A 13,068-nucleotide genomic window follows, 5' to 3' on the forward strand; every position below is an offset into this window, starting at 1 on the left:
AACGCCGACACGAACTGATATGCGGTAATGGCGGACATCCGCAAATGGCAGACGGGACTTGCGTGCTGCTTGAATTCAACTGCGAATGGCAGCATACCCGCGTGTACTTTGCGAATCAATAACATTTAGCAGGCATATCGCAAATGCGATGTACACGCCACGCAACAGGCTCGAACGGCCCGGGAACGGACGCCGAAATCAGTCGCGCAACGCCGGAAAACGCATGAGCAAACCACGGTAGAGCGGCGGCGTGATCAGCAGCACGAAGGCCAGCCGGAACACCTGGAATGCCGTCACCAGCGGCACCCCCAATTGCAGCACCTTGGCGGTGATGCACATCTCGGCGATGCCGCCGGGCGCCAGCCCGAGAATCAGGGTGGGCAGCGCGATGCCGCTGGGTGGGGCCAGGAGCAGGCTCAGGCCTACCGAAAGCACGATCACGACCAGGGTATAGGCCAGGATCAATCCCATGAAGCGCGGGGCGGTACGGAAGAAATCGGGGGTATAGCGGTCGCCCAGCGACCACCCTATGAGCAGTTGCGCGGCGTTCAGCATGAACGTGGGCATTGCCGACAGGGCCATGTCGTTGGCCGTCAGCAGGATGGTGACCGCCATGGGTCCCAGCACCCAGGCATTGGGTACGTGAAGCCGCTGGGCCAGCAGCGCACCGCCGGCGCCCAGCGCGAACATCGCCGCCAGTCCGGCGGGATCCACCGCGGTCATGGCGGGCGCGAACAGACCGCTGCCGGTCACGCCCGACATGCGGAAAGCCAGCGGCACCAGGACGACGACCAGCAGGATGCGCAGGCTGTGCGCCGACGCGACCAGCGCCACCTTGCCGCCGTAGCGGTCGGACAGGTTGGCCATTTCCGCCGCGCCGCCTATGGTGGAAGAAAAATAGGCCGTGCTGAATTCCACGCCGCCGGCACGCTGCAGGAACCATGCGCCGGCCAACCCCGCGGCGACCGAGAATACGGCTCCCAGCAGCAGCGGCAGCAGATTGCTCGCGATCTCGTCGACCACCATGGGCGTGAAATACAGGCCCAGGCCCACGCCTATCACCCATTGTCCGGCGTAGCGCAGCTCGGTGCGGCTCCGGGACCGCACTCCGGCGATCTTGGTCGCCGCCGTGGCGATCAGCGCGCCCAGCATCCAGGGCAGCGGAGTGTGAAGCGCGACCGCTATCAGCGAGCCGCAAAGCGCGATGGCGAAACCTAGCAGTAGACGGGCAGGCATGGGGAAGGAAGCAAGGCGGGCGTGGCCGCCGATGGACGCGTGGAGGTAGACTGCTTCGATGAAGACGAATGGTACATCCAAGGCCCAAGCAAGCTGATGATTAATTCCAAACTGCCGGACGTCGGCGTCACCATCTTTACGGTCATGAGCCGGCTGGCAACGGAAACCCGCGCCATCAACCTGGGCCAGGGCTTTCCCGATTTCGATCCCGACGCGGGCCTGCTGGCGCAGGTCGACGCCGCCATGGCCGCGGGCCACAACCAGTACGCCCCCATGCCGGGAATCCCGGCGCTGCGCGCCGCCATCGCCGCCAAGACGCGGGCGCTGTACGGCGCGGCCTACGATCCCGAAACGGAAATCACCGTCACCAGCGGTGCCACCCAGGCCCTGATGACCGCCATCCTGGCGGTGGCCGGCGCGGGCGACGAGGTCATCGTGCTGGAGCCCAACTACGACTCCTACGTGCCGGCCATACGCCTGGCGGGGGCCGTACCGGTGGCGGTGCAGTTGCTCGCGCCCACGCCCGAGGTCCCCGGCTACCGGCCTGACTGGGACGCGGTCCGGCGCGCCATCACGCCGCGCACCCGCGCCCTCGTGATCAATTTCCCGCACAACCCCACCGGCGCCGTGCTGGACGAGAGCGACCTGGACGAGCTGGAGCGCATCCTGGCCGACACGGGCGTCGTGCTGATCTCGGACGAGGTCTACGAGCACATCGTGTTCGACGGCCGCCGGCATGCGTCCATCGCGCGCCGGCCGGCGCTGGCGGCCCGCAGCTTCCTGGTCTCGTCGTTCGGCAAGACCTTCCACACCACCGGCTGGAAGATAGGCTATTGCTGCGCGCCCGCCGCCCTGTCCGCGGAATTCCGCAAGATCCACCAGTTCATGGTGTTCGCGGTCTCGACCCCCATGCAGTACGCGCTGTCCACGTTCCTGGAAGACCCCCGGCATTACCTCGAGCTGCCCGCCTTCTACCAGGCCAAGCGCGATCGCCTGGAAGCGGGCCTGAAGCAGACGCGCTTTCGCACCCTGCCCTGCCCGGGCACTTATTTCCTGCTGGCCGACTACAGCGCGATATCGGACGCGCCCGAAAGCGAATTCGCGCGCTGGCTGACCACCGAGCACGGCGTGGCGGTCATCCCCATCGCGGCCTTCCATGCCGATCCGGACGCGCCGGCCTCGAACCGGCAACTGGTGCGCTTCTGCTTCGCCAAGAAGGACAGCACGCTGGACGCGGCGCTGGAGCGCCTCAAGCGGGTCTGAAGCGGCATGCGGGCGCAAGGCCCGCATGCTCGGGCCGCCTAGGCCGACGCGGCGGGTTCGGTTGCGCCCGCGCGGCGCCGCGCCAGCATGCGCATGGTGACCGGCACGACCAGCACGGCCGCCGCGCACAGCCACAGGCCGATGCTGACGGGGCTTTCCCACAGGATGGCCGTGTCGCCGTTGGTGATGGAAAGCGCCCGGCGCAGGTTCTGCTCCATCATGTTGCCCAGCACCAGTCCCAGTATGAGCGGGGCCATCGGCACCGACATCTTGCGCAGCAGATAGCCCACCACGCCCAGCGCCACCATCATCACGAGGTCGAAGGTGGTCGCGTGCACCGAGTACACGCCGATCGCGCTCACGGTCACGATGAACGGCACCAGCGCCCAGGTCGGCACCGACAGCATGCGCGCGAACACGCCCACCATGGGGATGTTCATCGCCAGCAGCATGACGTTGCCGATGAACAGCGACGCGATCAGGCCCCAGACGATCTCGGGACGCTGCTCGAACAGCGCGGGCCCGGGCGTGATGTTGTAGAGCGCCAGCACGCCCATCATCACCGCCGTGGTGCCCGATCCCGGCACGCCCAGCGTCAGCATGGGCACGAACGAACCCGTGGCCGACGCGTTGTTGGCCGCCTCGGGCGATGCCAGGCCGCGGATGTCGCCCTTGCCGAAATGCGCGCCTTCCGGATCGGACTGCTCGACCAGGCGCTTCTCGGTCGAGTAGGCCATGGCCGAGGCCACGGTGGCGCCCGCGCCCGGCAGCACGCCCACCACGAAGCCGATCAGCGAGCCGCGCACCGTGCCCCACCAGGTCATCGCCAGTTCCCGCATGTTGAACAGCGTGCGCCCGGTCGGCTTGACCGCGACGTTGCCCGTGACCGACTGTTCCAGCAGCAACAGCATCTCGCTGACGGAGAACAGGCCGATCACCACCACCACGAACTGGATGCCGTCGCTCAGGTGCAGCGAATCGAAGGTATAGCGATAGATGCCCGAGTTCTCGTCTATGCCCACCGTGGACAGGGCCAGGCCCACCGCTGCCGCCAGCAGCGCCTTGACGGGTTGCTCGCCCATCAGGCCGGCCAGGCAGCAGAAGGCGAACACCATCAGCGCGAAGTACTCCGCCGGCCCGAAGGCCAGCGCCCACCGGGCCAGCAGCGGAGCCGCAATGGCGATGCCGATGGTGGCCACGGCCGATCCGACGAAGGAGCTCCAGGCCGAGATCGACAGGGCCACGCCGGCCTTGCCCTGGCGGGCCATGGGGTAGCCGTCCAGCGCCGTCATGATGGCCGAGGCCTCGCCCGGCACGTTGATCAGGATGGAACTGATGCGCCCGCCGTATTCGCAGCCGATATAGACCGCAGCCAGCAGGATCAGCGAGCTTTCCGGCGGCAGTTGCATCGCGAAGGCCAGCGGCATCAGGATGGCCACGCCGTTGATGGGCCCCAGGCCGGGCAGCACGCCCACGATGGTGCCGATGAAGGAGCCGATGGCCGCGATGAGCAGGTTGAGCGGCGTCAGCGCGACCGAGAAACCGGTGGCCAGGTGGCCGAAGATATCGTTCACAGCAGGCCTCCCAGCAGGCCGGTGGGCAGCACCACGTCCAGCACCTTGTCGAACAGCAGGAACACGGCCACGCCCAGGGCCAGCCCGGTGATGCCCGTCTTGAGCCACGATCCGCCGAACGCGCGGCCCACCGGCAGGCTCATGAGGAAGGTGGCCAGGACGATGCCCAGCCACTGGAACAGGAAGGCGTAGGCGGCCAGCGCCACCGACACGGCGACGACGCGTCCCTTGACGCCGGCCGCCACCGGTTCGACCGGATTGCCACCCCGGGCGGCCAGCCACAGGCCGCACAGGCCGATGACCAGCGACAGCAGCATGGGAAAGGCGCGCGGACCCACCGGCTCGTAGGCGAAAGGCGCCTCGAGCCCGTAGCCCTGCCACACCATCACGGCGGCGAACACCAGCGCCGCCGTTCCCAGCAGCCGGTCGTTCAACACGACACGGCCGCCGCTCATTTGCGCACCAGTCCGAACTCGTCGGCCAGCTTGCGGTACTCGGCAACCTGCTGCTTGATGTAGCCGTCCAGGTCCTTGCCGGTCTTGTTGAAGGGGAACAGGCCGCGTTCCTCGCGCAACTTCGCGAATTCGGGCGTGGCCATCATCTTGTCGAAGGTGCTCACCCACCACTGGTAGTCGGCGTCGGCGACCTTCGGCCCCACGTAGAAACCGCGGATGATGGGCCACTGGATGTCGAAGCCCTGCTCCTTGGCGGTGGGCACGTCGGCCAGCCGGCCCGGCAGGCGCTGCTCCGAGAACACGGCCAGGATGCGGATGGGCACGCCGGCATCCAGCACGGACGCGACTTCGCCGGCATCGCCCGAATACACCTGCACGTGGCCACCCTGCAAGGCGGTCAGGGTCTCGCCACCGCCTTCGAAGGCCACGAAGCGCATGGTCTTGTAGTCGATGCCGGCGGCGCGCGCAGTCAGCGCGGCCTTCATCCAGTCCTGGCTGCCGATGGTGCCGCCGGCGCCGAACACCACCTTGGTGGGATCGGCCTTGATGGCGGCCATCAGGCTCTTGAGATCCTTCCAGGGGGCGTCCTTGCGCACCACGACCGCGCCGTAGTCGGTGCCGATGCCGGCCACCCAGCGCACGTCGGATTCGGTATAGCGCCCGAACTTGCCCTGGGCGATGTTCAGCAGCGAGCCTCCCGAGAAGGCCACGATGGTGCCGGCCTCGGCGGGCCGCTGGGCGATGATGGTGTTATAGGCCACCGCGCCGATGCCGCCCGGCATGTATACGGACCGCATCGCGGCGTTCAGGTACTTGCCTTCCTGCAAGCCGCTCTGGGCGATCTTGCAGGTCAGGTCGAAACCGCCCCCCGGCTTGGCCGGGGCGATGCACTCGGGCCGTTCGGGAGCGGCAGCGGCCGGTTGCGCGGCCAGTCCCGCCAATGCCATGGCCGCGGCACACGCCGCCGCCCGCAGTCGGACTGTGGGTTTCATCGGTCACCTCCTTGTCGTTGTTGTCGATGTCGCGGCTGGGCCGCACCGAGGCGACTGTACGAACGCGTCGCTTTCAACCGGCTTTCAATTCCCCCTCTTTTCGTGCTGCGAAGCAGCATTCAGGCCCCGGTGAAAATCAGGGCAGCACGCAGGCCGGGACCCGGTTCCCGGTTTTCCAATACCAGCCGCCCCTTGTGCAGGCCGGCGATCCGCTGCGCGATGGCCAGCCCCAGCCCGGCTCCGGGCTTGCCCTTGCCCGACTCGCCCCGGCGGAAGCGCACCCCGGCCCGCTCGATGTCGGATACCGGCATGCCCGGACCGCTGTCCTCCACCTTCAGCACGATCTGCCCTGGCTCGCGCAGCAGCGTCAAGGTCACCATGCCCCCCTCCGGGCTGTAGCGGATGGCGTTGTCCAGCAGATTGAGCACGGCCTCGCGCAGCAGGACCGGGGAACCGGCCATCCACAAAGCATCCCCGGGCGCCTCGATTCCGTAGTCCAGGCGCTTGGCGCGCGCGGCCGGCAACAGGCTGCGCACGCATTCCCCGGCCAGTTCGGCCAGATCGGTCTGCACGAAAGGCAGCCCTCCCTCGGCCAGCGAAGCATCATGTACGCGGGCCAGCGCCAGCATCTGGTTCGCCATGCGTATGGAGCGGTCCACGCCGGCGTGCATGGCCTGCAAGACCTGGCGGACCGCCTGCGGATCGGTCTCGCGCAGCGCGAAATCCACCTGGGTCTTGAGCACGGTCAGCGGCGTGCGCAACTGGTGCGAGGCATCGTCCAGGAACTGGCGCTGCGCGCGGGCCTGGGCATCGTGCCGCGCGATGTGCCGGTTGATCGCGGACACCAGCGGCTGGACTTCGGCCGGCACCTGGCTGTCGTCCACCGGCCGCAGGTCGTCCGGGTCGCGCGCATCGATCTCCTCGCTCAGGCGCACCAGCGGCCGCAACGCGATGATCACCCCGCCTGTCAGCAGGATTGCACTCAACAGGATCTGCAGCGTGTCGCGCTCGATCGCGCGCATCAGCACGGTTCGCGTGAAGCCTGCCCGCGATTCGATGCTTTCCGCGACCTGGATGACCACCCGCTGGCGTTCCTTGGCGCCGTACAGGGGCGGATCCAGCCGCCGCGCCAGCACGCCCACGCGCACGGGTTCGCCGAAATATTCGGCGTTGAAGAATTCCGCCCGCCCCGATACCAGCGGATGCTCGGGCATGGGAAGCGCCGGGTTGCCGATCTCGGTCAGGTTGTCCTCGGTGGACACCCGGAAATACACGTTGCCGCTGGCGGTCAGCTCGAAGAATTGCAGCAGCCGGTAGGGCAGTTCCACCGCCAACCCGCCGCTTTCCGTCGATATGTTCAGGTCTATGGCCCGCAGGGCTCCCGCCAGCGAACGGTCGTAGGCCGCATTGGCCAGGTCGTCCAGCAACCGGACGGACAGCCACAGGCCACCGCTTGCCACCACGGCCAGGACGGGAAGCAGCCACCACAGCAGGGTCGACTTGAGGCTGCGCCGCCGTGGGCGCCGCGCCGGGCCATGCGAGATGCCGTCCTTGGACGAAGGCGCCGTCACGCGGGCTCCAGGCTGTACCCCAGTCCGCGCAAGGTCACGATGTGTACGCCGGTATCGCCCAGGCGCTTGCGCAGGCGGTGGACAATGACTTCGATGGCATCCAGCCCGACGTCGTGGTCGTCGTCGAATACCCGGTCCAGGATCTGCTGCTTGGTCATGGGTTCGCCGCTGCGCTGGATCAGGGCCCGCAGCACCGCATGTTCCCGCGGCGACAGGGCCAATGGCTGGTTGTCGAGCAGGAACTTCTGGGCGGCCAGGTCGAAAACCAGCGGTCCGCAGGACAGGCGGGGGTGTTCCCTGCCCCGGCTGCGCCGTATCAGCGCGAGCAGCCTGGCTTCCAGTTCGGCCACGTTGAAGGGCTTGGGCAGGAAATCGTCCGCGCCTTCATGCAGGGTGGTCACGCGTTCCGTCAGTGAATCACGCGCAGTCAATATCAGGACGGGAGTGCGGTCGTCGCGGGCGCGCAGCCTGGCCAGCAATGTGCGGCCATCCAGGCCCGGCAGTCCCAGGTCCAGGACGACGGCGTCGAAGTCCTCTACCTGCAGGCGCTTTTCGGCGACCACCCCATCGTCGGCCCATTCCACGACGAAGCCGGCATGTCTGGCCAGCGTGCCTGACAGCCACCGGGCCAGTTCGGGTTCGTCCTCGACCAACAGGATGCGCATGGCGTATCGGGTGCTCCGTACTTACTTATAGGAATGAGACGCCTGGATGCTAGGTGTTCGCCCTGTTGGGGTCAACCGCGTCCGCGCAGCGGCGCCCCGGGCCGCTTGCGGCCCCTCGTCGCGGTAGGAAAAAAGATGTTTGAGCTTTTATCCCAAAACTATCTATCCAATTCGTAGTAAGTAATAGGAGCCTGTGGATAACTTCGCGTGTACGAAAAAACCTTTTCGATTCAACGGCTTGCCTAATTTTTAGGCATGTGGATAAGCTTGTCCACAGGGTGTACCCGAAAATTGGACAAGTTTTTCGGCGGGCGGCGAAAGCGAAGTTATCCACAAAGGGTCAACATCGTGTGCACACCCCGCTTCCCAGAGCTTATCCACAGGCCCTGGAATGGCCGCATCGGGTATCCTGGTCGCCTGCCTGGAGCCGTTATGGATGTATCCGCCTCTTCTTCCGCCCTGGCCGCGTTCGTGGGCCGCTACGAACGCCTGTTCGTCCTGACCGGCGCCGGATGCAGCACGGATTCGGGCATCCCGGACTATCGCGACGCCGATGGCCAATGGAAACGCACGCCGCCCATCGACTTCCAGGTATTCATGCGCGACGGACTGGCCCGGGCGCGCTACTGGGCGCGCAGCATGATCGGGTGGCGGCGCTTCGGGAAAGCCGGGCCCAACGACACCCATCGCGCGCTGGCCCGGCTGGAGGCCGGTGGAAGCGTGCGGCTGCTGGTCACCCAGAATGTGGATGGCCTGCATCAGGCGGCGGGCAGCCGCGAGGTGGTGGACCTGCATGGCAGGCTGGACGAGGTCCGGTGCATGCATTGCGCGCACCGCGAACCGCGCGCCGTGTTCCAGCAGCGCCTGGAAGCGGTGAATCCCGCCTGGGTCGCGCTGGATGCGGCCGATGCGCCCGATGGCGACGCGGACCTGGAGGCGGTGGATTTCTCCCGTTTCGCCGTGCCCTCCTGCCCGGCCTGCGGCGGCATCCTGAAGCCGGACGTCGTCTTCTTCGGCGAACAGGTGCCCGCGCCGCGCGTGGCGACGGTGCTGCGCGCGCTGGACGAGGCCGACGCCATCCTGGTGGTGGGCTCGTCGCTGATGGTGCATTCCGGCTACCGCTACGTGCGGGCCGGCGCGCAGGCCGGCCTGCCAGTCGCCGCGGTCAACCTGGGGCGCACGCGCGCCGACGACCTGCTGACCCTGAAAGTGGAGCAGTCCTGTGCCCAGGCGCTGGCCTTCCTGCTGGAGGACCGGGCGGCGGCATGAGGCCGCGCCAGGCTCAGCCCGAGTAGTCCAGCGGTACCCGTTTCACGTTGCACAGCAGCTCGTAGGCCACGGTGCCGGCCGCCCGGGCCACGACATTCACGTCCACCTGCCTGCCCCACAGTTCGACCCGGCTGCCCACGCCGGCGCCGGCCAGGTCGGTGATGTCCACCGTCAGCATGTCCATGGAGATCCGGCCGACCAGGCGGCTGGGCCGGCCATCGACCGATACCGGCGTGCCGGATGGAGCCGATCGCGGGTAGCCGTCGGCATAGCCCACGGCCACCAGGCCCACGCGCATGGGGCGGTCCGCGACGTAGCGGCCGCCGTAGCCGATGGCATCGCCCGGCTGCACGCCGCGAACCGCGAAAATGCGGCTCTCGAGCGTCATGACCGGGATCAGTCCGTGGCCGGCGCCGGGCATGGGATCGGCGCCGTACAGCAGGATGCCCGGCCGCGACCAGTCGCCGCGCGCCGCGGGCCAGCCCAGCACGCCGGCGGAATTGCTCAGGCTGCGGTCGCCGGGCAGCCCGCCCGTCAGCGCCTTGAAGGCGGCGATCTGCCGGGTGGTGGCGGTCTGGTCCGGTTCATCCGCGCGCGCCAGATGCGTCATGAGGGTGATGTCCGCGACCTTGTCGCTGGCCGACAGGCGCGCATGGGCATCGGCCAGTTCGGCCTGCGTCGAAAAACCGGCCCGGCGCATGCCGGTGTCGGCCTTGAGCCATGCGTGCAGGCCGCGCAGGTCCGGTTGATATTCGATCATGCGTACCTGATGCTCGTGATGCACCACCATCCAGAGACCATGCCGGTTCGCCAGCCGGAGTTCGTCGGCATCGAAGGCGCCTTCCAGCACCAGGATGGGCCGGATGATGCCCGCCGCCCGCAGCGCCAGGGCTTCATCGGTGAAGGCCACCGCGAACCCGTCGGCCATATCGGCCAGCGCCCGCGCGCAGGGGATGGCGCCGTGGCCGTAGGCATTGGCCTTGAGCACCGCCAGTGCCCGGCCCCCGTGCAGGCGCCGTGCCAGCGCGTAGTTGTGTCGCAGCGCATCCAGGTCGATGCGTGCGCGCGCGGGACGAGTCATGGCCGGGCCGCCAGCGGTTGCTGCCGGGCGATGCGCGCGCCGCGGACGCGGCCGGCGTAGCGGTCGATGGCCAGCCCGTCCAGGCTAATCTCCGGCCGCCGGCCGCTCAGCTGGTCGGCGATGAGGCGGCCCGATCCGCAGGCCATGGTCCAGCCCAGCGTGCCGTGTCCCGTATTGAGGTACAGGTTGGGGTAGCGCGTGGCGCCCACGATGGGCGTGCTGTCGGGCGTCATGGGACGCAGCCCGGTCCAGAAGGTCGCCCGCGCCAGGTCGCCGCCGGGGAACAGGTCGTTCACCACGTGCTCGAGCGTGGCCCGCCGCCGCGGGTCCAGGCGCAGGTCGTAGCCGCCCAGCTCGGCCATGCCCCCGACACGGATGCGATGGTCGAAGCGGGTGATGGCGATCTTGTAGGTCTCGTCCAGCACCGTGGATTGCGGCGCACGGGAAGGATCGACCAGCGGCACCGTCAGCGAATAGCCCTTGACCGGATAGACCGGCAGGTCCAGGCCCAGCGGTTCGAGCATGCCGCGCGAGTAGCTGCCCAGGGCCAGCACGTAGCGGTCGGCCGTCAGGATCCGGCCACCCGCGCGCACGCCGGCGATGCGGCCGCCCTCGACCACGAGCCCGTCCACCGCCTGCCCGTAGCGGAAATCCACGCCCAGCGTGCGGGCGATGTCGGCCAGCGCCCGCGTGAACAGATGGCAGTCGCCGGTCTCGTCCTTGGGCAGGCGCAGGCCGCCCGCCAGCTTGCCGGCGGATACGGCCAGGCCGGGTTCGACGCGGGCCAGTTCGTCCCGGCCCAGCAGCTCGAACGGCACGCCGCATTGTTCCAGCACCGCGATGTCGCGGCCGGCGGCGTCGAGCTGGGCCTGGGTGCGAAAGAGCTGCAGCGTGCCGCCGGTGCGCTGTTCGTACTGGATGCCGGTTTCCGCGCGCAGCTGTTGCAGGCAGCTGCGGCTGTACTCGGCCACCCGCATCATGCGCTCCTTGTTGACCGCGTAGCGTTCGGCCGAGCAGTTGCGCAGCATTTGCGCCATCCAGCGTAGCTGGAACAGGCTGCCGTCCAGGCGGATGGCAAGCGGGGCATGCCGCTGGAACATCCACTTGATCGCCTTCAGCGGGATGCCCGGCGCGGCCCAGGGCGTGGAGTAGCCCGGCGAGACCTGGCCGGCGTTGGCGTAGCTGGTTTCCTGCGCGGGACCGCCCTGTCGATCCAGCACGGTGACTTCCAGTCCCGCGCGGGCCAGGTAATAGGCACTGGCGACCCCGATCACGCCGCCACCGAGAACGAGCACCTTCATGGAAAAATCCTCGCGTCGTATATGTATTCAGCTAGTATAGGAACGATAATCCAGTGAATTTCACTGAAATTCACTTCTTGGACAATGAATTCAACCGGAAGGTCCCCGTCCAAACCGGGGGGACGAAGTGACATGCACGAGCTCGATCGCACCGACAGGAAAATCCTCGACATCCTCCAGCGCGAGGGCCGCATTTCCATGACCGAGCTGGCCGATCGCGTCGGCCTGTCGGCCTCGCCCTGCTCGGAACGGGTACGGCGCATGGAGCGCGAGAAGGTCATCACCGGCTATCACGCGCACCTGTCGCCCACCGCGCTGGGCAAGTCGCTGCTGGTCTTCGTCGAAATCAAGCTGGCCTCGAAATCGGGCGAGATCTTCGACAAGGTCCGCATGGAATTGCTGCACGTGCCCGACGTGCTGGAGTGCCATCTGGTGTCGGGCAATTTCGACTATCTGGTCAAGGCGCGCCTGGGCGGCATGCGCGAGTACCGCCGGCTGCTGGGGGACATCCTGAAGAAGCTGCCGGTGGCGGCCGAGTCGCACAGCTACGTGGTGATGGAAGAGGTCAAGGAAAGCCTGGCCCTGCCCATGGACCGCTAGGTATTCTGGTTCTACCGGTCCGGCAAGGGAAAGCCCTGCGCCAGCGACTCGCGCAGGTATTCGACGAAGCATTGCACCGCGCGCGGCACGCGCGGCGCCCAGGGGCGCAGCGCATACAGCTGGTTGCCGAAGAAGCCTTGCACGCGCCAGCCCGGCAGTACCGGCCTGAGCCGGCGCATGGCGGGTGCCGCGCTGAAATCGGGCAAGAGGCCGATGCCCAGTCCGTCCAGCACCGCGTCGCGCAGCACCTCGCTGTTGTTGGCCTTCAAGGGGCCCTGCACGGGCACCGACATCGTCTCGCCCCGCGCATCGTCGGCCGCGACGAAGGTCCAGGTATCGGCGCCCGGCCCGAGGTACAGCACGCAATCGTGGTCCGCCAGGTCGCGCGGGTGCCGGGGCGCCCCGCGCCGTCGCAGATAGGCGGGGCTGGCGACCAGCAGCGAGCGTGTCTCGCACAGCGGCCAGGCGACATAGCTTTCGGGTGCGGCGGCCGTGTGGCGGATGGCCAGGTCGTAGCCTTCCTGCGCCAGGTTGACGAAGCGGTCGGTCAGGTCGAGGTGGATGCGCACCTGGGGATAGTCGCGGAAGAACGCCGCCAGCCGCGGCGCGACGTGTTGCCTGCCCAGCGCCACCGGCGCGGTGACGCGCACCGTGCCGCGCGGCGTGCCGGACAGGTCCTTTACCGCCGTGAAACCGGCGTCGATGCGCTCGAACGCCGGCGCGGCGTCGGCCACCAGTTCCCGGCCGGCGTCGGTCAGCACGACCGAGCGCGTCGTGCGCTGGACCAGCGGCACGCCGGCCGCGCGCTCCAGCGCGACTATGCGCATGCTGACCGAAGCCTTGGACAGGCCCAGGCGCCGGGCCGCCTGGGTGAAGCTGCGGGTCTCGGCCAGCACGGTCAGCAGGTGGATGTCGGCCACCCAGGGCCCGATGATATCGGCAGCCATGTTTTTCCGTTCAGATTGTTCAATTTATTGAACACTTTAATCGTCTTCGGCCGGCTTATCCAATCGACCGGGCCGACCTAGACTGGAGGCCTTGCTCTTCTTCTCAGGATGACC

At 67.8% G+C, this 13,068-nt stretch carries 12 protein-coding genes; 3 read left to right on the forward strand and 9 right to left on the reverse strand.

The annotated features are described in order from the left end of the window. Window positions 1-198: 198 nt before the first annotated feature. Window positions 199-1,236, reverse strand: a complete 1,038-nt coding sequence (locus tag N5K27_RS13235) for an AbrB family transcriptional regulator (RefSeq protein ID WP_087840421.1) — start codon at window positions 1,234-1,236, stop codon at window positions 199-201. Window positions 1,237-1,332: 96 nt separating this feature from the next. Here N5K27_RS13235 and N5K27_RS13240 point away from each other — a divergent pair, with 96 nt between their 5' ends. Continuing rightward, window positions 1,333-2,499, forward strand: a complete 1,167-nt coding sequence (locus N5K27_RS13240) for a methionine aminotransferase (protein ID WP_132980152.1) — start codon at window positions 1,333-1,335, stop codon at window positions 2,497-2,499. A 38-nt stretch (window positions 2,500-2,537) separates the two neighbouring features. Here N5K27_RS13240 and N5K27_RS13245 read toward each other — a convergent pair whose 3' ends face one another. The 5 genes from N5K27_RS13245 to N5K27_RS13265 all read right to left on the reverse strand — a co-directional run bounded on the left by N5K27_RS13245 (window position 2,538) and on the right by N5K27_RS13265 (window position 7,756). Beyond that, window positions 2,538-4,073, reverse strand: coding sequence for a tripartite tricarboxylate transporter permease (locus tag N5K27_RS13245; RefSeq protein ID WP_087840423.1), 1,536 nt, complete (start codon window positions 4,071-4,073; stop codon window positions 2,538-2,540). Then, on the reverse strand, window positions 4,070-4,507 hold the full coding sequence (locus N5K27_RS13250) for a tripartite tricarboxylate transporter TctB family protein (RefSeq protein WP_087840488.1): 438 nt from the start codon (window positions 4,505-4,507) through the stop codon (window positions 4,070-4,072). Before N5K27_RS13250 ends, N5K27_RS13245 begins: the two co-directional genes overlap by 4 nt. A gap of 17 nt (window positions 4,508-4,524) precedes the next feature. Then, window positions 4,525-5,520 (reverse strand): tripartite tricarboxylate transporter substrate binding protein, encoded by a 996-nt coding sequence (locus N5K27_RS13255; protein WP_087840425.1) that lies wholly within the window; start codon window positions 5,518-5,520, stop codon window positions 4,525-4,527. Window positions 5,521-5,639: 119 nt separating this feature from the next. Then, a complete protein-coding gene (locus tag N5K27_RS13260; RefSeq protein WP_243724607.1) occupies window positions 5,640-7,013 on the reverse strand; it encodes a sensor histidine kinase in 1,374 nt (457 codons plus the stop codon). Between the two features lie 74 nt (window positions 7,014-7,087). Further along, the gene (locus N5K27_RS13265; protein ID WP_132980153.1) at window positions 7,088-7,756 is read right to left on the reverse strand and encodes a response regulator; all 669 of its coding nucleotides are present in this window, start codon (window positions 7,754-7,756) and stop codon (window positions 7,088-7,090) included. 432 nt (window positions 7,757-8,188) lie between these two features. Here N5K27_RS13265 and N5K27_RS13270 point away from each other — a divergent pair, with 432 nt between their 5' ends. After that, window positions 8,189-9,025, forward strand: coding sequence for an NAD-dependent protein deacetylase (locus N5K27_RS13270; RefSeq protein ID WP_087840429.1), 837 nt, complete (start codon window positions 8,189-8,191; stop codon window positions 9,023-9,025). Between the two features lie 13 nt (window positions 9,026-9,038). Here the strand turns inward: N5K27_RS13270 and alr are convergent, their stop codons facing one another. Together alr and N5K27_RS13280 are read right to left on the reverse strand one after the other, a co-directional pair. After that, window positions 9,039-10,106 carry an alanine racemase gene (gene alr / locus N5K27_RS13275; RefSeq protein ID WP_132980154.1) on the reverse strand — a complete coding sequence of 356 codons (1,068 nt, stop codon included), beginning with the start codon at window positions 10,104-10,106 and terminating at the stop codon, window positions 9,039-9,041. Further along, complete coding sequence (locus N5K27_RS13280) at window positions 10,103-11,407, reverse strand: D-amino acid dehydrogenase (RefSeq protein WP_087840432.1); 1,305 nt, start codon at window positions 11,405-11,407, stop codon at window positions 10,103-10,105. The genes alr and N5K27_RS13280 overlap by 4 nt, the downstream gene beginning before the upstream one ends. A gap of 132 nt (window positions 11,408-11,539) precedes the next feature. Between N5K27_RS13280 and N5K27_RS13285 the strand changes: the two genes are divergently transcribed. Next, entirely contained in the window at window positions 11,540-12,007 is a 468-nt protein-coding gene (locus N5K27_RS13285; protein ID WP_087840433.1) for a winged helix-turn-helix transcriptional regulator, read from the forward strand. 11 nt (window positions 12,008-12,018) lie between these two features. Here the strand turns inward: N5K27_RS13285 and N5K27_RS13290 are convergent, their stop codons facing one another. Further along, window positions 12,019-12,954, reverse strand: coding sequence for a LysR family transcriptional regulator (locus N5K27_RS13290; RefSeq protein ID WP_087840435.1), 936 nt, complete (start codon window positions 12,952-12,954; stop codon window positions 12,019-12,021). Between the last annotated feature and the right edge of the window lie 114 nt (window positions 12,955-13,068).

The organism is Pigmentiphaga sp. GD03639 (assembly GCF_029845405.1).
Classification (GTDB): Bacteria; Pseudomonadota; Gammaproteobacteria; order Burkholderiales; family Burkholderiaceae_B; genus Pigmentiphaga; species Pigmentiphaga daeguensis.